Here is a 26,345-nt window from a genome sequence, read left to right as displayed (position 1 = left end):
CCCCACGAGCCCTATAATTCATCCTTGCGCGAAATGGTGGGTGTGGCCTAGTTGGCTAAGGCGCCAGATTGTGGCTCTGGAGATCGTGGGTTCGAGTCCCATCATCCACCCCAGCGCGCTTGAAAATTTAGGTCTTGCGCAACGCTGCGAGTTGGTCTAAAATATTCAAGCGCTTTTGCGCAGGCACTATGTGCTCCGTTAGCTTAGTTGGTAGAGCAGGGGACTCTTAATCCCAAGGTCGAAGGTTCGAGTCCTTCACGGAGCACCATTTGAAATCTGAGGAACCCCGCACGGGGTTCTTTTCATATCCGGGTCTTTCAAGAAGAGCGTGCCTGGCGCAAGGCCCAACCGAATAAGCTCTTCCCCGAGACGACCGGCTTTCCAGCCCAGATTCCTCCAAGGACGTACCTATGGAACCCAAACCCCTCAGCGAAACCTCCGACAAGCGCTTCGCGCTGCTCATCGATGCCGATAACGTGTCGTCCCGCTACATCAAGCCTATTCTGAACGAGCTGTCGAAGTACGGCACCGTCACCATCAAGCGCATTTACGGCGACTGGACGCTCACCCTGCATTCCAAATGGAAGGACGCCTTGTTGGAGAACTCCATCACGCCCATCCAGCAGTTCGGCTACACCCAGGGCAAGAACGCCACCGATTCGGCCATGATCATCGACGCCATGGACCTTCTGTACACCGACAACGTGGACGGCTTCTGCCTGGTATCGAGCGATTCCGACTTCACGCGCCTGGCCAGCCGCCTGCGCGAGAGCGGCCGCACGGTCATCGGCATGGGAGAGAAGAAGACCCCGGTGCCCTTCCGCCGCGCCTGCGACGTGTTCACCACGCTGGAGCTTCTGGTGCAGAACAAGCGCGAGCGCAACGGGGGCGGCAACGAGGTGCCGAAGGACGCGGTGGAGCAGGCGGTGGTGGACATCATCACCGACAATCAGAACAACGGGAAATCCACCGGCCTGGGCGAGATCGGCAGCCGCCTGCAGAAGCGCTACCCCGACTTCGATGTGCGCAGCTACGGCACCAACCTGCTCTCGAAGCTGCTTGAGGAGTTCACGCGGGTGCGCATTACCAAGGACCACAGCTCGGTGACCGTGGAGTTGTCCGATGCACCCGACGACAAGGGTGGCGAGCGCGCCGCGGAGCGTCCGGCGGAGCGCGCGGCGGAGCGTACGGGCGAGCGGGCGTCCGAGGCGGCCGCCGAAGACGAGGGCGCTTCCAAGCCGTCGCGGCGTTCGCGCAGCCATCGGGGCACGCGCCGGGTGGCCGCGAAACCCGCGGCGCTGACCGAGGGGGAGAACGCCCCGGTGGCCGCGCTTCCCCAGCCGACGGCCGAGGCGGCCCAGGAAGCCGCCGCGGAGGAGGCGCCGGAGGCCCAGGCCGTTGCGGCACCAGCCGAGAAGGCCGACGTGAAGCCGGGCCGCCGTGCCCGCGCCGAGCGCAAGGCGAAGCAGGAAAAGAAGGATCAGGAGGCGCCGGCCGAGAAGCGTGGCCCGAAGGCCGATGATTCGGAAGAGGCCGCCGCGGAGAAGGTGCTCGATTCGAAGACGGAAGAGGCGCCTTCGAAGTCCGCGAAAGCCGACAAACCCACCAAAACTGCCAAGACCGCTAAAACCGCCAAGACCGACAAGACCGCCAAGGCAAAGACAACTGAGAAGAAGGCTTCCGCGACGGGGGAGACGCCGGCCGATCAGGAGAGCTCCGAGCCATCGCAGCCGAAGGGCAGCGCGAAGGGGAAGGCCGCCGCGAAGGGGCGGTCCTCGTCCAAGGCGAAGACAGCGGCCGTGCCGAAGGCTGCCGGGAAGACGACGGCCAAGCGGTCGGCGAAGGCGGCGGCGCCCGATACGTCCACGCCGGCGGGCTACATTCTCCACTTGGTGACGGAGGCCGGCGACGAGGGCATCATGCTCTCCACCATCACCGATCGTCTGCGCGCCCAGTTCAAGGACTTCAAGGTGCGCGACTTGGGTTATCCCCAGATGCGCCAGTACATGGCCGCAGCCGGCCCCTATGCCCTGGAGCAGAGCGGCCGCAACTTCCGCATTCGCCTGGCTCGTTGATTTTCTGGATACGGGCGAGCGCTTCGGTGCGTCTGCCCGTCATAGTTTAAAATATCTCATTTGAACAAAACGAACCAACGGGAGGAATGCCATCGATGGAAGCCCTGAACCTCAGCCTGCTGCTGCTCGCTGCCGTCCTGGCGTCTTCCCTGCTCGATCAGATCATTCCCCGGGTGTCGCTGCCCCTCATCCAAATTGCCCTCGGCCTGGTTATCGCCATCGTGGCTGGCGGCGATGTAGAGGTGACCCTGGATCCCGACCTGTTTTTGGTGCTGTTCATCGCGCCGCTGCTCTACGACGAGGCGAAGCACGCCGACAAGGTGGCGCTGTGGCGCGAGCGCAAACCGGTGCTGTCGCTGGCCATCGGATTGGTGGTGGCCACGGCGCTGGTCATCGGGTTCGCCCTGAACGCCATCGTGCCCTCCATTCCCCTGGCCGCGGCCTTCGCCCTGGGCGCCGCCCTCGGGCCCACCGATGCGGTGGCCGTCTCATCGCTTTCGAAACAGGTGGATATCCCGCAGCGCCAGGCCAGCATGCTGAAGGGCGAGCTTTTGCTGAACGACGCCTCGGGCATCGTGTCGTTTCAGTTCGCCATCAGCGCCGTTATCACGGGCACGTTCTCGCTTATCAACGCCAGCTCCGACTTTCTGGTGGAGTTCGTCGGCGGCCTTCTGTTCGGTGTGGTGCTGGGGCTTCTGGGCAACTGGGTGGTGAAGACGGCCCGGTCCATCGGGGTAGAGAACACGAACTTCCACGTGCTGTTCGAGGTGCTCATTCCCTTCCTCATCTATCTGGTGTCCCAGGCGTGCCATGTCAGCGGCGTTATCGCCGTGGTGGTGGCGGGCCTCATCAACGTCACGTCGCCCAAGGGGGTTATCGGGCCCACGGTGTCGCGCATGAACATCGTGTCGGGCAGCGTGTGGCACGTGCTCACCTATGCGCTGAACGGCATCGTGTTCGTGATGTTGGGCACCCAGCTGCCCAACGCCATGCACGACACGTGGGACAGCACCCGCATCGACAACGGCACGCTCATCCTCATCGTGCTGGGGCTGACGTTCCTGCTTCTGGCCACGCGCTTTCTGTGGGTGGCGGCCATGGACTACATCCATGTGCGCCGGGCCGAGCGGCGACGTTTCGCCAAGCGCGACGTGCGCAGCGCGCTCATCACCACGTTCGCGGGCGCCAAGGGCACCATCACGCTGTCCATTATGTTCTCCATTCCCGTGCAGCTGGTGTACCCCGACCTGGCCTACAAGGTTCCCTTCCCCCAGCGCGACCTGCTCATTTTCCTGGCCTGCGGCGTTATCGTGTGCACGCTTCTGCTGGCCACCTTCGTGGTGCCGCTGCTGGCGCCTAAACGCGACGAGGGGGAGGACGAGCTGCGCCGCCAGGAGCAGGACGCCGCCTGCACGCTGGACATTCTGCGCTCGGTCATCGAGATGCTGACGGCCCAGCAGACGCCCGAGAACCGTGTGGAGACCCAGGCAGTCATCCGCTCGTACAACGATCGCGTGGCGCGCCTGAAGGAGTCCACCGGCATTGAGGACGAGCCGAACGTGAAGCTGCGCCTACGAGCCCTGGGCTGGGAATACGACCGCACCCTGGAGCTTCTGGAGGACGACGAGGTGTCGGGCGTGGTGGGCTACGCCTATTTGGAACGCCTGGAGAAGATGATCAGCCTGTTGGAACACGGCCGCGGCGGGGTTCTCGCGCCCCACGGGGGCGTGCGCCTGCGGGCTTTGGCGCACCGCGGGTGGAATGCGCTTTTGCGCGAGCTGCCCGGCACGGCCATGGCGACGCGAACCGAGGAGATGCGCCAGCTGCAGATCGTGGCCCGCAGCTATGCCATCGAGCATTTGGAGGACGCCGTGGCATCCAGCCAGGTGCCCACCGAGGATGCCGCCGCGTTGCTGGTGGAATACCAGCGCAGTCTGGCGGCCCTGCGCAGCGCCGTGCCCTCGGTGACGGCGGTGGTGAAGGTGCAGAACCGCGCCAACGAGGTGAAGCGCACGGCCTACCATTACGAGCTGGAGCAGATTCAGGAGGCCTACGAGGCCGAGCAGCTGTCGCGCGCCCACGCCAAACGCCTGCGCGAGAACGTGCAGCTGATGCAGATGGATCTGGACGACACAGTGTAGGGGAAGATTCCTGCGGGCACCCTCCTGCTGTCCCCTGTAGGGGAGGGCTTTAGCCCTCCCTCCAACTATGTTTGGTCGTCGGTTGGGCCGGGCAGGCTGAAGCCCGCCCCTACAAGCGCCAACGCTTCCTGCGAGCGTCAACGCTTCTGCTCGCCTTCACCCTGCAATACCCTGCAACACTCTGTAGGGGCGGCCTTTAGGCCGCCCGCAACGGTTCCGGCGCAAAAAAAAGCCCGCGAACCGTCTCGCGGGCTTTCGCCATTTTGGGGGAGGACGGGCGGTCTAGTACACCATGCCCATGGCCTCGCGCACCTCATCGAGCGTCGCGTTGGCGATCTCGTTGGCGCGGCGGTTGCCCTCGTGCAGGATCTCGCGCACCAGCTCGGGTGAGCCCTCCAGCTCGCGACGGCGCTCGCGGATGGGCGCCAGGTAGCCGTTCACCGACTCGGTCACGTAGCGCTTCAGGGCGCCGGCGCCCTCGTTTCCAATCTCGGCGGCGATGTCCTCCTCGGTGCGCCCAGTGGTCAGCGCCGCAGTGGTCAGCAGCGCCGACACGCCGGGGCGGTTCTCCTTGTCGAAGGTGATGAAGCGCTCGGAGTCGGTCTGGCTTTTCTTGATGAGCTTGGCCGTCTCCTCCTCGGTGGCCGAAAGGGCGATGGCGTTGCCGTAGCTCTTCGACATCTTGCGGCCGTCCAGCCCGGGAATCTCCACGGCGTCGGTCAGAAGGCCGTGGGGCTCGGGGAACACGCGCCCGTAGCGCTCGTTGAAGCGGCGCGCGATCTGGCGCGTCTGCTCGATGTGGGGCAGCTGGTCTTTGCCCACGGGCACGATGTTGCCCTTGCAGAACAAAATGTCGCAGGCCTGGTGCACCGGATAGCTGAGCAACAGGCCCGTAAGCGCGTGGCCCGACGCCTCCTGCTCGGCCTTCACCGTGGGGTTGCGCATGAGCTCGGCCTCGGTGACCAGCGACAGGAAGGGGAGCATGAGCTGGTTTAAGGCCGGTACGGCGGAGTGGGTGAAGATGATGGTCTTCTCCGGGTCCACGCCGCAGGCCAGATAGTCGATGACCATGTTGTGCACGTTGTCGGCGATGTTGTCCGTGGTGTCGCGGTCGGTGATGACCTGGTAGTCGGCGATGATGATGCGGGTGGCGATGCCGAGGTTCTGGTGCGCCACGCGCTCCTTGATGGTGCCGAAGTAATGGCCCATATGCAGCCGTCCGGTGGGGCGGTCGCCCGAGAGCATGGTGTACTTCTCGGGGTGCAGGGGCAAATCGGCGTTGATCTCGTCGCTGATCTTCTTCGAGGCGAGGAAGGTATCGCTCGTCAAATCACTGGCCATAGGGTGCTTCCTTCTCTTCTGCGATGGAATTGTGAATATGTTGGGATAGTATACAAGATTACCCCTTGCGCAATCGTTGGAACCTGTGTATTATATTTACCCGTCGCAAGTCACCAAGTGAATTGCGCGACATCCGGTCGCTTGGCTCAGCGGGAGAGCATCGCCTTCACACGGCGGGGGTCACAGGTTCAAATCCTGTAGCGACCACCATAACTGACAGGCCCCTCTACGGAGGGGCCTTTTTGTGTTCTAGGACTGGGGCCATAGGGCAAAAAGAAGGGTTAAGGCTCATAAAGTGTGCCTCTAGGGTTTACTCACCGTCTGAATTCGGGTTATGTTTCAAAAAGTGCGTCTGGCTCGCTTATTCACTGACTGTAAGCGAGCGGCCTGGAGGAGTCCGAGAAGTTCTTCCTTGGGATCGGGGCTCCCCACAGCCGGCCCCTTGCTGCGTTGCCTCCGTGTCCTGCCATTAATTTTCTGGGTTACTCCCTCGCTCTGTTGCTGAAATTACGTTTGTTAGCATTCTCGGCGGCCGAAGCGTCCGGACGCTAGCCCTGGTGTTGGAGTTTTCCCAGGTTGCTGAGAAAACGGCCTCGCTTTTCGCCGGCACGGCGCGGCTACACCTGTCTCCCATTGCTAACAAACGCAATTTGCATGACGAATCTTGCGCATAATTCGGCAACGAAGGGAGGCGGAGCTGAGTTGAAGGTTCTTGCGGGGAGACTATCTCGCAGATGCCTAGGCGGGAGGACCCTAGGCGACGTCTTTCTCGTTCCGAAAGCGTTTTCCCTGAAGGCTGCCGACCGTTGGCAATGCAAGCGACCCTTTGGCTCAATGTTCCTTGCGCTTCTCCTTCTTCTTCGCGTGGCGCTGCTCGAATCATTTGACAGCGGCATCGTGCCTGGCACGGGTCTTCCGCGTTTTTCGATTCTGCCTTCTGCTCTCCCGGGCTTCCGAGAGCGCGATTCGGGCTTTAATGCTGACGCCGCGCTGGGAAAGCTCCTTGGCTGCTTCCCGCTGCCGTCTTTTGGGGTTTTTGGAAGGTGAGGGAGTTTCAGTTTCCACGCTGCCGGCAAACCCCAGGCGATGCCAGCGCGTTGCCGCGAACTGGAGCACCTCCTCGTCCGATGGCTCCGCGCCGAAGACGATGTGAGCGACGGACATCTTGCCGTCTTCGGTACGCTCGACGACGCCGTCCCGGAAGTGACCGTCATGATAGAGGGTCAAGGTGGATGACACGCTGATCTGCACGGTGCCCCTCCTTTATGCTCGCGACCATGCAGGGAAGGGACAACCAAGGAGGCAGGTTGCTGATGCGGCGTTTTCGCGGCACCGCACGCCCACGACTACCCGACGGGGACTGTGCTTTCATCTCTGATGAGACGATTATAGCAAGTTCCATGGAAAAGCGCGGGCCTGCCGTTCGGTGCAGGCGTCACTTGTGTCTGTCGGGGCCTCTTGCGAGTCGTTCTCCTCGCCCAAGAGAAGCTCCTTGCGGAAGAAGCGCCTTTAAGGGTATATTCGAAGCCAACCGACTGCGATGGGAAGGTTGCGATAACTGCGATGGCCGACTTGGTACTTCCGCAACGCATTGGTTCGGGCCAACTACGCCAATCTCGACCGGGACGTGCATGGGACGAACTGCTATTTGGAGGCGTTCTTCGAGAACGCCCTTCTCGGCGCGAAGCACGACCTGAAGAACCGGTACCTGCATATCAATTGGGTCGGTGAAGCCGGTGGAGCTGGGTGTAACGAGGCGCATACCCCCCCAAGTCGCCCCCCAAGTCGCCCCCCAAGTGCAGAGGCTGCTCGATGTTCTCGGCGACAGGGAGCTGTCGTTGCGCGAGATCGCCGAGGCCCTGGGGCTTTCCGACCGCAAGAACGTCATGAGAAACTACGTGGCCCCCGCGCTCGACGGCGGATTAGTGGTGCGAACGGTTCCCGATAAGCCCAACAGCCGTTTTCAGAAGTACCGGAAGGCATAGCGGGACGCATCGTTTCGCGGATGCGTTACACTATGCAGTTGGCAAAAGCGGGGGCGACGCGTCGTCGCTCCTTGATGGAATACGGGGCGGCTTGGGTCGCCCTTCGACGACTAATTTCGGGAAGCGCTTATGATTCTGCAAACTGAACATCTCTCCAAATCCTATGGCGGGCGCACGTTGTTCCATGATGTGACGTTCCGGTTGGAGGAATACGACCGGCTGGCGCTCGTGGGTCCTAACGGCGCGGGTAAGACCACGCTTTTGAATATTATCTCCGGCGAGGACGACCCCGACGAGGGGCGCGTGCTGTTCGCCAAGGGCGCGCGCGTGGGCTATCTGGAACAGGAGGCCATCGAGATGGGCGACTTGCCCGTATTCGAGGAGGTCATCTCGTCGCAAACCGAGGTGCTGGAAGCCGAGCAACGCCTGCACAAGCTGGAAGCGGAGCTGGGGGCGAACCCCACCGAGGCGCAGCTGGCCGCCGTGGGCCGGGCGCGCGATGCCTATGAGATGCTCGGCGGCTATTCGCTGGAGTCGAAGGTGCGCAGCGTGCTGTTCGGCCTCGGCTTCACCGAGCGCGACATGACCCGTTCCACCACCGAGTTCTCCGGTGGCTGGCAGATGCGCATCGCGCTGGCGAAGCTGCTCATCCGCAACCCCGAAGTGCTGCTGCTTGACGAGCCGACGAACCATCTGGACCTGGAATCGGTGAAGTGGCTCGAGGGCTTTCTGCGCGGCTACGCGGGCACCGTCATCGTGGTGTCCCACGATCGCGCGTTCATGGACAACATGGTGGACCGCGTGGCCGAGATAGACAACGGGGAAGTGAACCTGTACAAGGGCAACTACTCGAAATACCTGGTGGCGCGCGAGGAGCGGCTAGAGCGCATCAAGGCCGAGCGCGCTAAATCGTTGGAGGAGATCGCGCATCTGCAGGCCTTCGTCGATCGCTTCCGTTACAAGGCCACCAAGGCCAAGCAGGCCCAGGAGCGCGAGCGCCGCATCGAGAAGATCAAGGAGACGCTGCCGGTCATTCCCGAGGAGAAGAAGACCGTGCACTTCAACTTCGTGCAGCCGCCGCGCACCGGCGACGAGGTGGTGCGCGCCCGCGGCCTCGTGAAGCGCTACGGCGACCACACGGTGTACGACGGCGTGGACTTCACCATGTACCGTGGCGACAAGGTGGCGCTCGTGGGCCCCAACGGCGCGGGCAAGTCGACGCTTCTGAAGATGATCGCCGGGGTGGAGAAGCCCGATGGGGGTACCATCGACTACGGTGTGAATGTGGATTTGACCTACTACGCCCAGCACCAGCTGGAAGAACTGCATGCGGGCAACACCGTGTTCGAGGAGCTGGACCACGCGGCCCCCGGCTGGTCCATCTCGCAGGTGCGCAGCTTGCTGGGTGCGTTTCTGTTCACAGGGGACGCCGTGGACAAGAAGGTGGGCGTGCTGTCCGGCGGCGAGAAGGGCCGACTTGCCCTGGCGAAGATGCTGGTGGCGCCCAAGCCGCTGCTGTGCCTGGACGAGCCTACCAACCACCTGGACATCTCCAGCGCCGACGTGCTGGAGCAGGCTCTGCGCCACTTCGAGGGCACTATCCTGTTCATCACCCACGACCGGCACCTCATTCGCGGGGTGGCGAACCGCATCGTGGAGGTGAAGGACGGGCGCATTACCAACTACGACGGCGACTATGACTACTACCTGTACAAGTCGGGCCAGTTGGAAGGCGATGCGAGCGCTGATGCTTCGCTGGTAGACGAAGCCCTGGCCGATGCGGGCATCCACGGGAAGGGGAGCGCCACCGCCCCCGAGAAGCGGAAGGCGGGCGGCGCTGCTCCCACGAAGATCACGGTGAACCGCCGCCGCGACCGGAATGACGGTGCCTCGGGCGCCCCGCGCGTTGGCGCCTCGGGGGGAACGGGTGCCACTGGTGGCTCCGTAGGGGCTGACCTTGGTCGGCCCTCCTCGGCCGGCAAAGCCTCCGGGAGCGCGTCCTCCGCTCGCCCCGAGGTGCAGCTGACCGCGCCCAAGGGCAGCGCGCCGAAGACCAAGGAGCAGAAGCGCCGCGAGGCCGAGGCCCGCAACCGCGCCTATGCCGCGCTGAAGAACCACCGCAAGCGCATCGCCCAGCTGGACGAGCAGATGGAGCGCGACAACGCCCGTATGGAGGAGCTTTTGGCGCTGATGGCCGACCCCGATTTCTACGTGAACGAGGACGCCTCCTCCGACGCCATCGCCGAGCACGCCAAACTGAAGCAGCGCCTGGCTGCGGCTGAGGAGGAGTGGTTCGCGCTCACCGAGGAGCTGGAGGCGGAAATGGCCCGTCAGCAGGAGCAGGGGTAACTGGTGGCTCCTCGGAGTCGGGCTACAGGGTATGCCTCGTCGCCCTCCGGGTTCGGCCACCGGATATTCTGATTCGCTCAGACAGTCCTCGCTTTGTGCGACAGTCCACTGGACTGTCGCAGTCGCTGCGGAACTCGCTCGGTCAGAACACCCGATGGCCGAACCCTGCTTTGCCGCTCGCTGCGGAGCTCGCTCGGTCAGGGCACCCCGTATCTCGAACCTGCTCTACCAACTACGAAAGGGTTGTAATGCTGAACATCGTTCTTGTTGAACCTGAGATTCCCCAGAACGCGGGGAATGTCGCGCGGACGTGCGCGTGCACGGGTAGCCGTCTGCACCTGGTGGAGCCCATGGGTTTCAGGCCCACGGAGAAGAACCTGAAGAGGGCCGGGTGCAACTATTGGAACGATGTGGACATCGTGCGCTGGCCCTGCGTGGAGGCATTTCTGGAGGCCCACGGGGAAGACGAGCTGCACTTGTTCACCGGGGCTGCCGCGCACAGCTATGCGGATGTGGCCTACGGCCCCGATGCCTTCCTGCTGTTCGGCCGCGAGAGCCGCGGGCTCGACCCGGCCATCATCGAGCGCTTCGCCGACGCGTGCGTGCGCGTTCCCATGCGTGCGGGGCTGGATTCCCTCAACGTGTCCAACACCGTGGCCCTCGCCGCCTACGAGGCCCTGCGCCAGCAGGGCTTCCCCGGGCTGGTGTAGGCCGGGGAAGCGGGGCGCGCCGTTCGCCCCTCGTCGGCGGTTTCTGTGGGTTTGGGCCTGCGGCGCATTCAGCGGGCGCGGCTTGGGATACACTACTGAAATTATGGTTAGCATTCCTTACATTATCTGCTCGGTGCTCAGCTTCATTCCGGCCCTCGTACTGCACGAGGTGGCCCACGGCTTCGCGGCCTACAAGCTGGGCGACCCCACGGCGAAAAGCCGCGGGCGCCTGTCGTTGAACCCGCTGAAGCACATCGATCCCTTCGGCACGGTGCTCTTGCCGGCCATGCTCATGTTCATGGGCATGCCCGTGTTCGGCTACGCGAAGCCCGTGCCCTACAACCCGCGCTACTTCAAGAACCCGCGCCGCGACGACGTCATCGTGGGCCTGGCGGGTCCGGCGGCCAATCTGGCCATGGCCGCGGTGGCCGCGGTGGTGGCATGGGCGCTGTACGCGCCGGCGCTGGGCGGTCTTATCGACAACGAGCTGTTCGCCTACTTCTACTTGATGTTTTTGCCCACGTTCGCCCTGGTGAATCTGTTCCTGATGTTCTTCAACCTGCTGCCCATCCCGCCGCTGGACGGCTCGTCCATCTTCGCCATTTTGCTGCCGGCGAAGTACCTGCCGAAGTACTATCGCATCCAGCAGTACGCCTTCCCCGTGTTCATGATCGTTATCGTGCTGTTCCCCTATCTGTTCCACTTCAACCCGTTCTCGTGGTACCTGGGGCTGACGGCGGGGAACTTGGCCAACCTGATGTTCCCGTTCCCCATCTACTAGGCTGGGCGCGTTATGTCCTACAAGGTTCGCATCGACAGCTTCGAGGGCCCCTTCGATCTTCTGCTGTACCTGGTCAGCCGCCAGAAGGTGGATATCGGCGCCATCTCCATCACCGAGATTGCCGATCAGTACCTGGAAGAGGTGTCGCGCATGGACAACCTCGACTTGGATGTGGCGAGCGACTTTCTGCTGGTGGCGTCCACGCTGCTGGAGATCAAGGCCCAAAGCCTCATCCCGCGCGAGCGCGACGAGCTGGACGACGAGTTCGCGGAGCTCGCGCCGTCGGAGGCCCGCGACATCCTGGTCGAGCGCCTGATGGACTACAAGAAGTTCAAGAACGCCGCCGCGGCGCTGCACAGCCGGTTTGTCGCCGAGGGCCGGCAGCACCCCCGCCCCTTCGGCCCCGATGCCGATTTCCTGGGGCTGATGCCCGACTTCCTGGCGGGCGTGACGGTGGACGTGCTGGCCTATCGGGCGGCCCAGGCCTTGGCACGGCGCGAGGTGTTCCTGCTGGAAAGCGAGCACATCGCCGCGAAGCCCATTCCCGTGGAAGTGCATGTGCGCGCCATCCACCAGCGCATCCGCAATCGCAAGCACTTGCGGTTCTCCGATCTGGTGGGCAGCGACACGCCTAAGGAAGTGGTGGTGGTCACGTTCCTGGCCATTTTGGAGCTGTACAAGCGCGTGATGGTGCGCCTGGTGCAGGACGAGGCCTTCGGCGATATTGCCATCGACTACATCGAGGGCTCCGGCGAGCTGAATTTGGAAGGCGACGACGCGCTCACCTCGGTGGGCGAGCAATAGCGGCCACGCGGCTGCCGCGCGGGGCGAGATAAGAGATAGGGAAGAGATGTTCGAGGGATTGCAGGAAAGCCAGCTTCCGGGAGCGGTTGAGGCCATGCTGTTCGTGACCGACGAGCCGGTGGGCACCATCGCGTTGGCCGAGATGCTGGAATGCGAGCCGGCTCAGGTTGAGGCGGCCCTTGTCGGGCTGCGCGACAAGCTGGAGCGCGACGGCGCGGGCATCCAACTGCGCGAGGTGGCCGGTGGTTGGCGCCTGTTCACGCATCCGGCCTACCACGAGCTGATCGAGAAGTACGTGCTGTCGTGGGACACGCGCAAGCTGTCGGCGGCGGCTATGGAGACGCTGGCCATCGTGGCCTACACGCAGCCCGTCACCCGCGCCGGCGTGGCCTCGGTGCGCGGTGTGAATTCCGACAGCCCCTTAAGCTCGCTGGTGGAGAAGGGTCTGGTGCGCGAGGTAGGCGCGGCCGACACGCCGGGTAATCCCACCCTGTACGGCACCACGCGCGCCTTCCTTGAGAAGTTCGGCCTGCGCAGCCCGGCCGATCTGCCCGACCTGGCCGACTTCGCCCCCGATGACGAGACGCGCCGGCTGATCACCGAGCGGCTGAGCGCCACGCGCGAGGATGTGGCCGTGAGCGACGAGCAGGCCCGCGGCATGGCCCGGGCGCTGCTGGGCGAGGACGAGGCGGCCGCCGACGGCGAGGCGATGCTGTTCGACGAGGAGATGTACGCGGGGTTGGACGCAGCCGCCGAAACGCTGACCGCGGCCCTGGCCGAGCAGGCCGAGGCGGCGGGGGAGGTTGACGGAGCCGTTGCGGCCGCCGATGCGCCTCGCGAGGCCGCTGCAGGGCGCGATGCCAAGGCCGAGGCCATGTTCGCCGAGGCCATCGCCTCTACGCTCGGCGTGGTGGACAAGATCGACTTCAACTCCCTCACCTTCGAAACCGACGATGAGTAGCATGCGCCTGCAGAAGTTCCTGGCGCGGGCCGGGGTGGCCTCGCGGCGGCACTCGGAGGAGCTCATCGCCGCGGGACGCGTGGCCGTGAACGGGGCCGTCGTGACCGAGATGGGCGCGAAGGTGGACCCTGATACAGACGTAGTGGCCGTGGACGGCGCGCCCGTAGCGCTGCCCGAGGAGGGCGCCACCTTCATGCTGCACAAGCCCGCCGGCTACGTGACCACCATGAGCGACCCTCAGGGGCGTCCCACGGCTGCCGCCCTCATGGCCTCCGAGCTGGCCGCGTACCCGGCGCTCTTCCCTGTGGGCCGGCTGGATTCCGACACCACGGGCCTTCTGCTGTTCACCACCGACGGCGAGCTGGGCTATGGGCTTCTGCACCCGCGCCGCCATGTGGAGAAGACGTACCTGGCCCTCGTGGAGGGGCGCTTGAACGAATACGACCTGCGTCGTCTGCGCGAGGGCATCGTGCTGGACGACGGGCCGACGCTGCCGGCCGGCGCGCGGGTGCTCGCGGGCGAGGAGGCCCGGCGCGCGCGGTGCCTCATCGGATCGGGCGAGGGGGCGAGCGGGCGCCTTCAGCGCCATGGCGGCAAGCGTTCGCGGGGCGCGTTGGAAGCGTCGGGCAGCTATGTGGAAGTGCGCCTGTGCGAGGGCCGCAAGCGCCAGGTGCGCCGTATGCTGGAGGCGGTGGGGCATCCGGTGATCGCCCTGCACCGCGAGGCCTTCGGTCCACTGGAAGTAGGCGATTTGCCCCGCGGAGATGCGCGCCTGCTGACCGAGGCCGAGGTGGCAGCCCTGAAAAAACTGGCTTCCTAGCGCCCTTCTGGTTCCATAGGTCGCGGTTGCGTCCGTATCGGCAATTCTGATCGAACCCCTCGGGTTTTTGCCCTTGCGCCCGTGGATGCGGCGGCTATAATACGCGCCAGAGAAGGATACCGCTGCACCGGGGACAAGGCCTCGGGCGGCAGGATCGCAAAGGAGGCGCTCATGAGCGTTACGGTTTCCACATTCCTGTCCATGAAGCAAAAGGGCGAGAAGATCTCGATGATCACGGCCTACGACTACACCACCGCGCGGTTGGTGGACGAGGCGGGCATCGACTCCATCCTCGTCGGCGATTCGCTCGGCAACGTGATGCTGGGCCTGGGCGACACCGTGTCGGTTACCATGGAGGACATGATCCATCATGGCGCGGCGGTGGCGCGCGGCACGAAGAACGCGCTCGTCGTCGTGGACATGCCCTTCATGTCCTACCAGACGAGCGTCTACGATGCCGTGGTGAACGCCGGCCGCCTGATGAAAGAGGCCCGCGCCAACGCCGTGAAGCTGGAAGGCGGCGTGGAAGTGGCCGACTGCATTCGCGCCATCGTCGACTGCCAGATTCCCGTGTGCGCCCACATCGGCCTCACGCCTCAGGGCATCAACGCCCTGGGCGGGTTCAAGGTGCAGGGCAAGACCGCCGATTCGGCCCGCAAGCTTCTGGAAGACGCCCATGCGGTGGAAGAGGCCGGCGCTTTCGCCGTGGTGCTCGAGGCCATTCCCGCCGAGCTGGCCGAGCGCGTGTCGTCCGAGCTGACCATCCCCACCATCGGCATCGGGGCCGGTGCCGGCTGCGACGGCCAGGTGCTCGTGAACCAGGACATGCTCGGCATGTTCCACGACTTCACGCCGAAGTTCGTGCGCCGTTTCGCCGAGGTGGGCGACGTGATGCGCGAGGCCTATCGCGCCTACGATACCGCCGTGAAGGACGGTTCCTTCCCCGCGCCTGAGCACACCTACGCCGCGCCCGAGGGCGTGCTTGAGAACCTGTAGGGGAGGCGCGCCATGCAGATCATCGAAACGGTTGAGGCCATGAAGGCCCAGGTGGCCGCGTGGAAATCCGAGGGGCTCACGGTGGGGCTCGTGCCTACCATGGGGTCGCTGCACGAGGGCCACGAGAGCCTGATGGACGCCGCCCGCGCCGCCTGCGACAAGGTGGTGGCGTCGGTGTTCGTGAACCCCATCCAGTTCGGTCCCGACGAGGACTACGACGCCTACCCGCGCGATATCGAGCGCGATGCGGCCATCTGCGAGCGCCACGGGGTGGACGCGGTGTTCCATCCCTCGGTGGAGGAGATGTACGGGCCGGCCTACAACACTTACGTGGTAATGGAGACGCTCACCGACGCGCTCTGCGGGGCATCGCGTCCGGGGCACTTCCGCGGCGTGTGCACCGTGGTGACGAAGCTGTTCAACATCGTGCAGCCCGACCGCGCGTTCTTCGGCCAGAAGGATGCCCAGCAGCTGGCTATCATCAAGCGCATGGTGGCCGACCTGAACATGAACGTGAAGGTGGTCGGCTGTCCCATCGTGCGTGAGGACGACGGCCTGGCGAAAAGCTCGCGCAACGTCTACCTGAGCCCTGAGGAGCGCCAGGCGGCCCTGGTACTGTCGCGGGCGATTCGCGCTGGCGAAGAGGCCGTGCGCGGCGGCGAGCGCGATGCAGCGGTCGTGAAGGCGCTCATGACCGGCATCATCGAAGCCGAGCCGGCCGCGCGCATCGACTACGTGGAGGTGGTGGACGGCGCCACCATGCAGCCGACCGACCGCATCGGCGAGAGCGCGCTTGCGGCCCTGGCAGTCTATATCGGCACGACGCGCCTCATCGACAATTTCCTGTACGAGGAAGGGGAGTAGGCCGTGCTGCTGAACGTGCTGAAAGGGAAGATCCACCGTGCCCGCGTGGTGCAGGCCGAGCTCGACTACGTGGGCTCCATCACCATCGACACTGCGCTGGCCGAGGCCGCCGGCATTCTGGAATACGAGCGGGTGCAGGTGGTGGACATCGACAACGGCAACCGCTTCGAGACCTATGTGATCGCCGGCGAGCCGGGCAGCGGCATGATCTGCGTGAACGGTGCCGCCGCCCACTGCGTGGAGCCGGGTCACAAGGTGATCATCATGGCCTATGCCAGCATGACGCCCGAAGAGTTCGCCGCGCCCGAGAACGCGCCGCGCGTGGTGTTCGTGGATGACGACAACCATATCACTCGCGTCACGCGCTACGAGAAGCACGGGCGTTTGGAAGATATGTAGGAGGCTCTTATGAAGCCCATTGAAACAGTTGCCATTGTGGGGTTCGGGTCGCTGGGGGCCATGTACGCGGGCTGCTTTGGGCGCGCCATGGGCGCCGAGGGTGTGTTCGTCGTGGCCGACGAGGCGCGCACGGCTACCTACCGTGCCGAGCCCACGGTGTTCAACGGGGAGGTCATTCAGGCCACCTATCTCACCTACGACGAGGCGGCGGCCCGGGCGGCCGAGAAGCCCTTCGACGTGGTGCTCTTCGCGGTGAAGTACGGCGCCCTGGCCGAGGCCATGGAGCAGTCCGCCCCGCTCGTGGGCCCCGACACCGCCGTTATCTCGGTGCTCAACGGCGTGACGAGCGAAGAGGTGCTGAGCCAGCGCTTCGGGTGGGATCGCGTGCTTCTGTGCGTGGCCCAGCAGATGGACTCGCGGAAGGTGGGCGCCACGGTGACGGCCGGCTGCGTGGGCGTGATGGCCCTGGGCGTGCACGACGTTTCGGATGCGGCGCAGCAGGAGAACCTCGCACGGGTGACGGCGTGGCTGACCGCTATCGACCAGCCCTTCATCGTGCCCGATGACATCCAGCACCAGCTGTGGGGCAAGCTCATCTGCAATGTGGGCGTGAACCAGGCTTGCGCCGTGTACGACTGCTGTTTTAGCGGCATTCACGCCCCGGGCGAGGCGCGCGAGGCCATGATAGCGGCTATGAGCGAGGTGGCCGCGGTGGCCCGGGCCGTGGGCGTGGGGCTCACCGACGACGACGTGGCCTACTGGCTCGATATTATCGACCATCTGAACCCGGAGGGGCTGCCCTCGCTGCGCCAGGATGTGCTGGCGCGCCGGCCTACCGAAGTGGAGTTGTTCAGCGGCACCATCAACCGCCTCGGTCGCGAGCACGGGGTGCCCACGCCGGCAAACGAGCGCTTCTATGCCGCCATCAAGGCCATCGAGGCCGCCTACTAGCTGCCGATCGATCGCACCTGCCCGCGGGGGCGCCTTGGGCGAGCCTGCGGGCAGGTGCGATCGTTTTCCGCTTCCCATCAGCAGATAACAAGTTCGGCTTTCGTCCGCGGTTCGGTGTTACACTGTCGTTGATAAGGTGTAACACTGGTGAAGAGGAGAGCCGTGGGCCGCGGAAGGTATATCGTCATCGTCGTGGTATCGGCGCTGCTGATCGCGGGCGCGGTGTGCCTGTACCTCGTGCAGCTGTCGGCCACGGTGAGCGAGAACCTCATGTCCACGGTGGACGAGATATCCCGTCACGACGTGGAGACCATCGAGGGCTCGCTCGACGATACCTACGGGCGCCTGGGCGCGGTGGTCAAGCATCTGGAAGTGTACGATGCGGCCGACGTGCACGAGGCCCAGGAGCAGCTGAACCTGGAGGCGGCCGCCTCCAACCTCTTCAACGCGCTGTACCTCATGGACGACGCGGGCACGCTCTACAGCAGCTCGTACCTGGTGATGGAGCCCGACGCGCACGCCTACGACGAGCTTCTGGCCGACAGCGGCGAGCCCTTCGTCATGCTCTACGACGACGAGGTGGGTCGTCTGGAAACCACGAAGGAATCGCTCATCTACGGCGTTCCCCTTGACGATTTCCGCCTCGGCGACCATACCTTCGTGGCGCTGCTCGGCCGCAGCGATCTGTCGGCCATTTCCAACCAGCTCATCATCGAGAGCTTCCACGACCAGGGCGTCTCCAGCGTGGTGAACGACAAGGGCTACTACATCGTGAACGCGAGCCCTGCCACCGACCTGGCCGGCGAGGACAACTTCTACGACACCTTGGAGGCCGGCACCATCGAGGGCGGCGTGACCATCGAGGACGTCCGCCGCAACATCTCCGAGGGCAAGAGCTTCGTCATCAACTGCACCACGGCCGAGGGCCAGCGGCTCGTCATGTCCTTCGCGCCGGTGGAGGGCACCAGCTGGTCGTTCATCATGACCGTGCCCACCGACGTGTTCGATCAGCGCTTCGCCCCCTTCATCGCCATGACCGTGGGCATGCTCTGCTCGCTGCTCGTGGTGGTGGCCATCATGGTGGCCATCCTGCTCCGCTCGGTGCGCCGCTCGCTGCGCGCCCGGGCCGAGGTGGCCGCGCGCACGGAGTTCCTCTCGAACATGAGCCACGAGATACGCACGCCCTTAAACGGCATCATCGGCCTGCACCACCTGATGGAGCGCCATATGGACGACCGCGAGGCCATGGGCGCCTACGTGGGGAAGCTGGGCACCGCGGCCCAGTATCTGCTGTCGCTGGTGAACGACATCTTGGATGTGTCGAAGCTGCAGGCCGGCAAGGTGGAGCTCACGAACGAGCCCTTCGATGCGGCCGCGCTCATCGAGAACGTCTGCGATATGCAGCGTGAGCCCATGGCCGAGCGCGGCATTCGCTTCGATCTGAGCTGCGAGAACGTGGGATCCGCGCTGCTTTTGGGCGACGGGGTGCGCGTCAGCCAGGTGCTCGTGAACATCTTGTCGAACGCCGTGAAGTTCACGCCCGAGGGCGGCGTTATCGGCCTGCATGCCGTGCAGGAGCCGGCCGGCGCCCAGGCGGCCCGGCTCACGGTGACTGTGGAGGACACGGGCTGCGGCATGACGCCGGAGTTCCAGCAGCGCATCTTCGACGTGTTCGCCCAGGAGCGCAACAGCAACAGCGAGTCCCAGAAAGGCACCGGGCTCGGCATGTCCATCTGCTACCTGCTGGTGAAGCAGATGGGCGGCACCATTGCGGTGGAAAGCGAGCTGGGGGTCGGCTCGCGCTTCACGGTGAAACTTACGCTGCCCGTGGCCTCTGACACGGTGGATGCGGAAGGGGAGGGGGTGGCCTCGGGCGAGGGGACGGCCTCGGGCGAGGATGCGGGCCGGCCGGGCGCCGGGGGGTCGGGCACGACCGCTCCGGATGCCGCCGACGATGCCGAAGCGCCCCATCCCGAGCGCAGCGCCGAAGGCGCGGAGTCGAAGGACCTCCCCGCCGCTCCCGCCGACGCCGCCCCGGCTGCCCCGCTTCAGATCCTCGTAGCCGAGGACAACGAGCTGAACGCCGACATCATCGCGAGCATCCTGACCGAGGAGGGCTTCTCGGTCACCGTGGCCGGCAACGGCGAGGAGGCCGTGGCGTGTTTCGACGAGTCGTCCGAAGGGCATTTCGCCGCCATCTTCATGGACGCGCAGATGCCGGTGATGGACGGCTACGCGGCGGCCCGCGCCATCCGCGACCTGCCGCGTCCCGACGCGAAGGCGGTGCGCATCTTCGCGTGCACGGCCTCTACTTTCGCCGAGGACCGCGCCCGCGCTCTGGATGCCGGCATGGACGACTTCTTGCCGAAGCCCCTGAACGTGGGCCTCATGCTGCAGAAGCTGAACGATATCCGGAAGGGAGGCGCCTCGTGACGCTCGCCCGCTCTCTGCACGTGGGCGCTCCCGCCCACGCCTTGGGTCGCCCGCTTTCGCGCCGCGGCTTCTGCGCCGCCACGGCGCTGGCTGCCTGCGTCCTGGCGGCTCCCGGCTGCGCGCCGGCAACCGATGCCGTGCACCTTGTGGTGAAGGTGCCGCGTACGGGCCACAGCGTGGTGTTCGACGACAGCATCACGCAGGTGGAGACGGTCATCCAGGCCATGGCCGACGATTTCGCCGCCACCTACGAGGCGTGCCCCGTCGAGGTGGAGGTCGTCGTCTTCGAGCAGAACCAGTACGATGCCGCCGTGCGGGGCACCTTCGACACGCCCAAGGCGCCCGATGTGCTCTACGGCGATTACTTCAACATCTCCACCTACATCCACACCGGCCGCGTGGTGCCTCTCGACGACGTGGCCACACCCGATGTGCGCGCCGATGTGTCCGACTACCTGTGGGAGATGAGCACCGTGGACGGCCGCGTGTTCCTCATGCCGTACCTGGCGCGCCAGAACGTGCTCGCCTACAACAAGGAGCTCTTCCGTCAAGCGGGGCTCGGCGACTTCATCGCCGAGGGCGAGATCACCGCGTGGTCGCTGGAGGAGTGGACGCATATTCTGGACACCCTGGCCGCCAAGCTGCCCCAGGGCACTTTCCCCATGATGATGTACGCTGCCAGCTCCCAGGGCGACACCCACATCATGACGCTGCTGCGCAGCGCGGGATCGAGCTTCTTCGACGAGAGCGGGCACTTCGCCCTGTCTGCGCCTGAGGGCGTGGCGGCCCTGCGGTGGATTCAGGAGGGCGTGGGCCGCGGGTGGTTCCCGCCCCATGCCGAGAACCTGGAGATCGAGGACTGCTCCAGCCTGTTCCGCGCGGGACAGCTGACCATCTACATGGTGAACAACGCCTCCATCGGCCGCTACGGCGATGCGGTGGGGCTCGTGAACTTCCCCGGGCCCGATGCCGACGGGTGCGCCACCACGTTCATCTCGGGCTTCGAGGTGTTCGACAACGGAGACGCGGCCAAGTTGCAGGTGGCCCGCGATTTCGTCTCCTTCGTGTACGGAAGCGACCGCTGGCTCAGCTACGCGGCCGGGGCGATGCCCGCGTCGAAGCGGGTGGCCGAGCGCTACGGCAACGAGATCCTCTGCTACGACCTGTTCCGCGCCAACGTCTCGAACGTGGTGGATTTCACGGGCAGCAACCCGGACACTTTGGCCGTGCGCGACGTGTTCTACCCCTGCATTCACGACTTGCTCATGGGCAAGCTCACCCCCGAGGAGTGCGCCGCCCGCATCGACGCCGACTGCAACGCCGCTATCGACGCCGGCATCGCCGAGAGCCGCCTGCACGAGTAGGGGGCGGGGCTCGCCGGTTTTATGGTACTATCGCTAAGAGAGAGAATCGCGCTTCACTCTGCGTGAACGCGCTGTCATTAAGGAGCATCGTGCCTGTCCCCGAGTCTATGCTGCGGGGGGGGGTGCTCGTTTCTGAGCATTTCCCGCTGCATGAGTTAGCGCAAAGTGTCGGCCGACACTTTTTCTTGTGCCTGGCGGCCGTCTTCGCGGTCCACCATCAGAGCATTGCCATCCACATCGGTCGTATAAGGAAAAGGGCTTCCACCTGCGATTTTGTGGCATTATGCCGTTTCAGCGAAGTTGTTTTTGCCGCACACCTTGCCTTGCAGCTTTTTTCTGAAATCCACCGCCAGAATCCCCTTGGGAGGAGAAGGCGCCTGGCGAGGGGGATTGCATGACGGCTCGGGATGGCAAGCGCAAGGACGGGTCGCTTTCGCGGGAGCACTTCATGTTGCGCGAGTTGCGCATTGTCGCCAGCCTTCGTTTTGACGGCGTTCCCGACGACGAGATCGTCCGCTGCGCCGTCGACGACAACATCTTCCAGTATCCCACGACGCGCGAGGCCGCCCGCGTCGCCCGCACGATGCTGCTGCGCCTGGAATCGCTTAACGACGAGAGGCTGGTGGGCCTGGCGGCTCGCGGCCCGAAGGAGCGCTCGGCGCAGATCAACCTGTACGCCATGATGCGCGTCTACCCGCTTATGGCCGCATTCATGAACGAGGAGATAGCCCTGCGTTTCCGCACGCTTGACTACTCCATCACTCGTGCCGATATCAACGGATTCCTCACACGCTACCAGGCCGATCACGCTGAGGCCGCTCCGTGGAGCGAGAGCACGGTGCGGCGCATCGGCGGCGTGCTGGTGGAGACGCTGTACGAGGCGGGGTACGTGCCCGCACCGCGCAGCGAGGAACTGCTGCCCTTCGTAATAGATTCTTATCTTGAAGACGCTATATACCGCAACGGCGATCAGCAGTGGCTGCCCGCCTTCAATGTGATGGAGGTGCTGTAGCCTATGGCCCCTGCCGCATCCGCTCTTGATCAGGCCCGCAGCGAGCTTGCCCAGCGCGAGGCCGTTCTGCGATCCCGCCTGGCCGACCCCGATTTCCTCGCGAACCGCGGGCTCGGCAACGAGGTGGGCATCTATCTGTTCTGCTACGACCCGGCCTTGGAGCTTGAGGTCCGCGATCTTGTCGGCCGCCTTTCTCGCGAGAGCGAGGCGGGCGTGCTGCCTTGCCGTTTGGTGGAGCGCAATCTCTACGATCTTTTGCTCGGCATCTGCGATGAGCGCCGCGTGAGCGACGCTATTCCGCGTATGGAGGCCAAGCGGGGCACCGCGGCGCTGCTCGACCAGCTGCGCAAGACCGCCTCCACCGATGCCTTCGCAAAGGCGCTCGACTACGGCCCCCACGAGCTGGGCGATGTCCTGCTCATCACGGGGGTGGGCGAGGTGTATCCGCTTTTGCGCACCCATGCCCTGCTCGACAACATCCAGCATCTGTTTGCCGACATTCCACTGGTGGTGGCCTATCCCGGCTGCTACGACGGCGCGTCTATGCGCCTGTTCGCGGGCGCGGGAAACCGCGGGCTGGAAGACGGCAACTACTACCGCGCCTTCAGCTTGGTCTAGGGGCGCTTAAAACCTATGGGGAACATTGAGGAAGGAAGTAAGCCCGTGCAGATCAAGAACTTGTTTGCCAAAGACATCAACCGCTCCATCAATGGCGTCATCAAAGTGGCCCAGGACGACGAGGCCTCCATTGTGCAGGAGCTTTCCGAGTACGTGGTTACCAACGAGCTGCAGCGCCACTTCGCCGATTTCTTCGAGGCTTACGATCGCGCCATCGACGTGCCTACGGACAAAGTGGGCGTGTGGATCTCCGGCTTCTTCGGCAGCGGTAAATCGCACTTCCTGAAGATGCTCAGCTACCTGCTCGCCAACCGCGAGGTGGGTGGTGTTCCCGCTATTGATTACTTCGACGGGAAGATTGCCGACCCCATGGTGTACTCGCGCATGCGCCGCGCCGCTGAGGTGCCTACCGAGTCCATTCTGTTCAACATCGACGCCAAGGGCGGCCACTGGAAGGGTGGGGCTGAGGCGAAGACGGCGCTGCTTCTGGCCTTTGCCCGCGTGTTCTACGAGAACATGGGCTTTTACGGGGAGGACTTGAAGCTGGCGCGCCTGGAGCAGTTCGTGGACTCGCGGGGCAAAACCGAGGCGTTCCGCGCCGCCTTCGCCCGTGTGAGCGGAGGAGACTGGCTGGAGGATCGATCGAACTACCTGCTCTTCGAGGACGATGTTGTCGAAGTGATGCAGGAGGTGCTCGGCATGAGCCGCGAGGCTGCCCAGCACTGGTTCGACGGCACCGAGACGGCGGCTATCTCGCCCGACCGCCTCACCGACGAGATCGCGTCTTACGCGGCGCGGCGCGCCGAAGAATGCGGCGGCGAGTTCCGCCTGCTGTTCATGGTGGACGAGGTGGGCCAGTTCATCGGCAGCGACGTGAACCTCATGCTGAACCTGCAGACCCTCGTGGAGGAGCTGGGCGCCAAGAGCGCGGGCCGGGTGTGGGTTATGGTCACGAGCCAAGAGGCCATCGATGAGGTCACCAAGGTGGCCGGCAACGACTTCTCGAAGATTCAGGGCCGCTTCAACACGCGGCTCTCGCTGTCGTCCTCCAGCGTCGACGAGGTAATCAAGCGCCGCGTGCTGGAGAAAACCGACGCCGCCCGCGCTCTGCTTTCCGCTGAGTACGACGAGCAGTCCGCCGTGCTGAAGAACCTGTTCACCTTCGAGGAGAGCCAGTCCGACCTGCGTGGTTATACGGGTCCGGCTGACTTCGTGGAAACCTATCCCTTTGCCGATTACCAGTTCAAGATCATGCCGAGCGTGCTGGCCGAGATTCGCAAGCACGGCAATTCCGGCAAGCACCTCTCAGGTGGCGAGCGCAGCATGCTCTCGGGCTTCCAAGAGGCGGCTCAGAAGGTGCAGGACGCGTCGAACACGGCGCTCGTGCCCCTGTGGCGCTTCTACGATACCATTGCTACCTTCCTCGAGCATGGCATTCGCCAGGTGATCGAACGGGCCGCCCGGGCTGCCGAGGGCGATGCGGGGCTGGTGCCCGCCGATGTGGAAGTGCTGAAAACCCTCTATCTCATCCGCTACATCAAGGATATCAAGCCCACGGTGGGCAACATAGCCATTCTCATGGTGGACGACATGGCCGTGGATAAAGTCGTGCTGCGCGATATGGTGAAGAGCTCGCTCGACCGTTTGGTGTACGAGAACTACGTGGCCCGCAACGGGGATGCCTATCACTTCCTCACCGACGAGGAGCAGGACGTGGCGCGCGAGATTTCTGCCACCAACGTAGATGGCGCTGCCATCACCGAGGAGATTAAGCGCCTTATCTTCGACAGCCTGTACACCTCGCGCAAGTATCGCAAGGGCGCCAACGATTTCCCCTTCGACCGCTATGTGGACGACACCATCCACGGCGCGGCCCAGGGCGGCATGAAGCTGAACATCGTCACGGTGGGCTGGCCCGAGCTTTCCCAGGCCGATGACGGCACTCTGGCGCTGAGGTCAACCGACCAGGCGCTTGTGGTGCTTCCCGAGGGCGATGACCGCTACTACGAGGCGTTGCTGAACGCCGCCCGTATCAAGAAGTACGTGAATACCCAGAACGTGCCTGCGTTGCCGGCCAGTAGGCAGGACATCATAAAAGGCAAGCAGGCCGAGGCCGCCCGTAACAAGAAGGAGGCCCAGCAGTACTTGGAAGAGGCCGTGGCCGAGGCGCGGGTGGCCGTGAACGGACGCGTGGTAGACCGCCGCACGCTGGGCGGCCGCTCGGTGAAGGCCACGCTCGACGGAGCTTTGGACGAGCTGGTGAGCTCGGTGTTCACCAAGGCCGGCTACGTCACGGAGCCGGCCGGCGGGGCGGCGGATGTCATTGCCGTGCTGACTGGAACGGCCCAGGGAGCGCTTGCGGGCACCGATGGCGCCAATGCGCTTGCCGTGGAAGAGGTGGAGAAGTTCCTGGAGAACCAAAACCGCTTGCATGTGAACACGACCATGGGCGAGCTGCAGCGCAAGTTCGGCGGCAGGCCCTTCGGCTGGCGCGAGGCCGACGTGGCGGCCGTGGTGGCACGTCTGCTTTCCGAGGGACGGGCCCAGGCGCGCGTTGCCGGGAAGGTGCTGAACCCGCAGGAGCCGGCCGAGCGCAAGCGCATCGCCGAGAACCTGGCGGGCAAGGGCGCCGATAGCCTGGAGATCAAGAAGCGCGAGCTGCCCTCCAACGCGCTTATGAGCCGTGCCCGCGCCTTGCTGCGCGAGTTGCCCGGCACCTCCGCCGTGCCCGACGACATCGATGGTCTTACTCGCGCGGTGCGTGAGTACTTGGAAGGGCAGCACGAGCGCACGCGCAATCTGCTCACCAACGAGTACGAGCGGCGCGAGTATCCGGGCCGAGCTGCTGTGGAGCGGGGCCTGCATCTGGCCAGCGAGATTTTGAAGAGCCAGGCCGACGAGGTGGCCTTCCTGAAGGCGTTCACCGATGCCGAGGACGACCTGCTCGACTGGTCGGAGGATGCCGAGCCGGTGTTGGGATTCTTCCCGAACCAGCAGCGCCTGTTCGATGACGCCGTCAAACTGCGCGAGGCCATGGCGGGGGAGGGCGTCTACCTCATCGACTCCGCCGAGGCGCAGCGGGCCCTGGAGGAGATGGCGGCCATTCTGGGCAATAGCACGCCCTACAGCCGCGTGAGCGAGCTGCCCGCCTTGGGCGATGCCGTGCGCCGTGCCCATGACGAGGTGGTGCGCGTGGGTCGGTCGGACTTGCTGGACACCATGGAGGCGACCATGGCTGAGATCTGCGACTATGCCGCCAATGCCGATTTGCCCGCCGGCTTTATGGACGCCATCGAGCGGGAGCTGGCCTCGAAGAAGAGCCAGACCCTTGCCGTCGATACCCGATCGCAGCTGGATGCTTTCGCCACTCAGCTGGATGTCTGGCGCAACAGCAAGCTCGCCTCCATCGATCGCGCCATAGAGGAAGCTCGCGAAGCCGCCGCCCGCGAGGAGGCGATGCGCGTTCGCAAGCAGGATGACGTGACGGTAAAGAAGCCCGTTCCGGGAACTCCCTCCTCAGGCTCCTCCGGAGGGGGCGACTTCGGCCGTTCCTCCCAACCCAAGGATGCCTCTCATCCCGAGCCTCGCCGCCCGCGCACCAAGACCATCGAGCGGCGTGATCTGTGCCGGGCCACGCGCCTCACCTCCGAGGCCGACATCGATGCCTATGTGGAGTCCATCCGCAAGAAGCTCGCCGAAGCCTTGGCCGACAACGATTCCATCAGCGTGCGCTAAGGAAGG

At 64.6% G+C, this 26,345-nt stretch carries 20 protein-coding genes and 3 tRNA genes; 21 read left to right on the top strand and 2 right to left on the bottom strand.

Annotation, left to right across the window (positions count from 1 at the left end; genetic code table 11):
- Positions 1–36 precede the first annotated feature (36 nt).
- The 4 genes from VIN30_RS03880 to VIN30_RS03865 all read left to right on the top strand — a co-directional run bounded on the left by VIN30_RS03880 (position 37) and on the right by VIN30_RS03865 (position 4,216).
- Positions 37–113, top strand: a tRNA-His gene (locus VIN30_RS03880).
- Positions 114–192: 79 nt separating this feature from the next.
- Positions 193–268: transfer RNA gene (locus VIN30_RS03875), tRNA-Lys, on the top strand.
- 142 nt (positions 269–410) lie between these two features.
- Positions 411–2,075 carry an NYN domain-containing protein gene (locus tag VIN30_RS03870; RefSeq protein WP_338209428.1) on the top strand — a complete coding sequence of 555 codons (1,665 nt, stop codon included), beginning with the start codon at positions 411–413 and terminating at the stop codon, positions 2,073–2,075.
- 95 nt (positions 2,076–2,170) lie between these two features.
- Positions 2,171–4,216: a cation:proton antiporter gene (locus VIN30_RS03865; protein WP_338209426.1), complete on the top strand. Its 2,046-nt coding sequence runs from the start codon at positions 2,171–2,173 to the stop codon at positions 4,214–4,216.
- A gap of 282 nt (positions 4,217–4,498) precedes the next feature.
- On the opposite strand, the gene trpS is transcribed toward VIN30_RS03865, so the two are convergent.
- Positions 4,499–5,557: a tryptophan--tRNA ligase gene (gene trpS, locus VIN30_RS03860; RefSeq protein WP_338209424.1), complete on the bottom strand. Its 1,059-nt coding sequence runs from the start codon at positions 5,555–5,557 to the stop codon at positions 4,499–4,501.
- Between the two features lie 135 nt (positions 5,558–5,692).
- Between trpS and VIN30_RS03855 the strand changes: the two genes are divergently transcribed.
- Positions 5,693–5,767 (top strand) — tRNA-Val (locus VIN30_RS03855).
- 669 nt (positions 5,768–6,436) lie between these two features.
- On the opposite strand, the gene VIN30_RS03850 is transcribed toward VIN30_RS03855, so the two are convergent.
- Positions 6,437–6,808 carry a YjdF family protein gene (locus VIN30_RS03850; protein WP_338209422.1) on the bottom strand — a complete coding sequence of 124 codons (372 nt, stop codon included), beginning with the start codon at positions 6,806–6,808 and terminating at the stop codon, positions 6,437–6,439.
- Between the two features lie 545 nt (positions 6,809–7,353).
- On the opposite strand from VIN30_RS03850, the gene VIN30_RS03845 reads away from it, so the two are divergent.
- From VIN30_RS03845 to brxC, 16 genes are all read left to right on the top strand, one after another.
- Positions 7,354–7,542, top strand: coding sequence for a Fic family protein (locus tag VIN30_RS03845; RefSeq protein WP_338209420.1), 189 nt, complete (start codon positions 7,354–7,356; stop codon positions 7,540–7,542).
- Between the two features lie 129 nt (positions 7,543–7,671).
- A complete protein-coding gene (locus VIN30_RS03840) occupies positions 7,672–9,891 on the top strand; it encodes an ABC-F family ATP-binding cassette domain-containing protein (RefSeq protein ID WP_338209419.1) in 2,220 nt (739 codons plus the stop codon).
- A gap of 248 nt (positions 9,892–10,139) precedes the next feature.
- The gene (locus VIN30_RS03835) at positions 10,140–10,601 is read left to right on the top strand and encodes a tRNA (cytidine(34)-2'-O)-methyltransferase (protein WP_338209418.1); all 462 of its coding nucleotides are present in this window, start codon (positions 10,140–10,142) and stop codon (positions 10,599–10,601) included.
- A gap of 103 nt (positions 10,602–10,704) precedes the next feature.
- Positions 10,705–11,382: a site-2 protease family protein gene (locus VIN30_RS03830; RefSeq protein WP_326423858.1), complete on the top strand. Its 678-nt coding sequence runs from the start codon at positions 10,705–10,707 to the stop codon at positions 11,380–11,382.
- Positions 11,383–11,394: 12 nt separating this feature from the next.
- Positions 11,395–12,186: a segregation and condensation protein A gene (locus VIN30_RS03825; RefSeq protein WP_338209416.1), complete on the top strand. Its 792-nt coding sequence runs from the start codon at positions 11,395–11,397 to the stop codon at positions 12,184–12,186.
- A 46-nt stretch (positions 12,187–12,232) separates the two neighbouring features.
- Positions 12,233–13,147, top strand: coding sequence for an SMC-Scp complex subunit ScpB (gene scpB, locus VIN30_RS03820; protein ID WP_338209414.1), 915 nt, complete (start codon positions 12,233–12,235; stop codon positions 13,145–13,147).
- A 1-nt stretch (position 13,148) separates the two neighbouring features.
- Positions 13,149–13,967, top strand: a complete 819-nt coding sequence (locus VIN30_RS03815) for a pseudouridine synthase (protein WP_326423838.1) — start codon at positions 13,149–13,151, stop codon at positions 13,965–13,967.
- A 171-nt stretch (positions 13,968–14,138) separates the two neighbouring features.
- Positions 14,139–14,963 (top strand): 3-methyl-2-oxobutanoate hydroxymethyltransferase, encoded by an 825-nt coding sequence (gene panB / locus VIN30_RS03810; protein ID WP_326423836.1) that lies wholly within the window; start codon positions 14,139–14,141, stop codon positions 14,961–14,963.
- 12 nt (positions 14,964–14,975) lie between these two features.
- Positions 14,976–15,827, top strand: coding sequence for a pantoate--beta-alanine ligase (gene panC, locus VIN30_RS03805; protein ID WP_326423835.1), 852 nt, complete (start codon positions 14,976–14,978; stop codon positions 15,825–15,827).
- 3 nt (positions 15,828–15,830) lie between these two features.
- Positions 15,831–16,226, top strand: coding sequence for an aspartate 1-decarboxylase (gene panD, locus VIN30_RS03800; RefSeq protein ID WP_326423833.1), 396 nt, complete (start codon positions 15,831–15,833; stop codon positions 16,224–16,226).
- 9 nt (positions 16,227–16,235) lie between these two features.
- Positions 16,236–17,177 (top strand): ketopantoate reductase family protein, encoded by a 942-nt coding sequence (locus tag VIN30_RS03795; RefSeq protein ID WP_326423832.1) that lies wholly within the window; start codon positions 16,236–16,238, stop codon positions 17,175–17,177.
- A gap of 162 nt (positions 17,178–17,339) precedes the next feature.
- A complete protein-coding gene (locus tag VIN30_RS03790) occupies positions 17,340–19,610 on the top strand; it encodes a hybrid sensor histidine kinase/response regulator (RefSeq protein ID WP_338209410.1) in 2,271 nt (756 codons plus the stop codon).
- Positions 19,607–20,974 (top strand): ABC transporter substrate-binding protein, encoded by a 1,368-nt coding sequence (locus VIN30_RS03785; protein WP_338209409.1) that lies wholly within the window; start codon positions 19,607–19,609, stop codon positions 20,972–20,974. Before VIN30_RS03790 ends, VIN30_RS03785 begins: the two co-directional genes overlap by 4 nt.
- Before the next feature lie 394 nt (positions 20,975–21,368).
- Positions 21,369–21,986: a DUF1819 family protein gene (locus tag VIN30_RS03780; protein WP_338209407.1), complete on the top strand. Its 618-nt coding sequence runs from the start codon at positions 21,369–21,371 to the stop codon at positions 21,984–21,986.
- A gap of 3 nt (positions 21,987–21,989) precedes the next feature.
- A complete protein-coding gene (locus tag VIN30_RS03775) occupies positions 21,990–22,604 on the top strand; it encodes a DUF1788 domain-containing protein (RefSeq protein WP_338209405.1) in 615 nt (204 codons plus the stop codon).
- 45 nt (positions 22,605–22,649) lie between these two features.
- Positions 22,650–26,339: a BREX system P-loop protein BrxC gene (gene brxC / locus VIN30_RS03770; protein WP_338209403.1), complete on the top strand. Its 3,690-nt coding sequence runs from the start codon at positions 22,650–22,652 to the stop codon at positions 26,337–26,339.
- Positions 26,340–26,345 lie beyond the last annotated feature (6 nt).

It is taken from the genome of Adlercreutzia wanghongyangiae (genome assembly GCF_035989245.1).
In the GTDB taxonomy this organism is placed as follows: domain Bacteria; phylum Actinomycetota; class Coriobacteriia; order Coriobacteriales; family Eggerthellaceae; genus Adlercreutzia; species Adlercreutzia wanghongyangiae.
Note: the sequence above shows the minus strand (reverse complement) of the source record. Positions and strands in the feature narration are given on the sequence as shown.

Bases quoted from the DNA above. Each gene is read 5' to 3' on its own strand.
- VIN30_RS03870 (WP_338209428.1), top strand. From the start codon at position 411: ATGGAACCCAAACCCCTCAGCGAAACCTCCGACAAGCGCTTCGCGCTG.
- VIN30_RS03830 (WP_326423858.1), top strand. From the start codon at position 10,705: ATGGTTAGCATTCCTTACATTATCTGCTCGGTGCTCAGCTTCATTCCG.
- VIN30_RS03835 (WP_338209418.1), top strand. From the start codon at position 10,140: ATGCTGAACATCGTTCTTGTTGAACCTGAGATTCCCCAGAACGCGGGG.
- VIN30_RS03815 (WP_326423838.1), top strand. From the start codon at position 13,149: ATGCGCCTGCAGAAGTTCCTGGCGCGGGCCGGGGTGGCCTCGCGGCGG.
- VIN30_RS03840 (WP_338209419.1), top strand. From the start codon at position 7,672: ATGATTCTGCAAACTGAACATCTCTCCAAATCCTATGGCGGGCGCACG.
- VIN30_RS03825 (WP_338209416.1), top strand. From the start codon at position 11,395: ATGTCCTACAAGGTTCGCATCGACAGCTTCGAGGGCCCCTTCGATCTT.
- trpS (WP_338209424.1), bottom strand. From the start codon at position 5,557: ATGGCCAGTGATTTGACGAGCGATACCTTCCTCGCCTCGAAGAAGATC.
- VIN30_RS03865 (WP_338209426.1), top strand. From the start codon at position 2,171: ATGGAAGCCCTGAACCTCAGCCTGCTGCTGCTCGCTGCCGTCCTGGCG.
- panB (WP_326423836.1), top strand. From the start codon at position 14,139: ATGAGCGTTACGGTTTCCACATTCCTGTCCATGAAGCAAAAGGGCGAG.
- scpB (WP_338209414.1), top strand. From the start codon at position 12,233: ATGTTCGAGGGATTGCAGGAAAGCCAGCTTCCGGGAGCGGTTGAGGCC.
- VIN30_RS03780 (WP_338209407.1), top strand. From the start codon at position 21,369: ATGACGGCTCGGGATGGCAAGCGCAAGGACGGGTCGCTTTCGCGGGAG.
- panC (WP_326423835.1), top strand. From the start codon at position 14,976: ATGCAGATCATCGAAACGGTTGAGGCCATGAAGGCCCAGGTGGCCGCG.
- VIN30_RS03775 (WP_338209405.1), top strand. From the start codon at position 21,990: ATGGCCCCTGCCGCATCCGCTCTTGATCAGGCCCGCAGCGAGCTTGCC.
- VIN30_RS03795 (WP_326423832.1), top strand. From the start codon at position 16,236: ATGAAGCCCATTGAAACAGTTGCCATTGTGGGGTTCGGGTCGCTGGGG.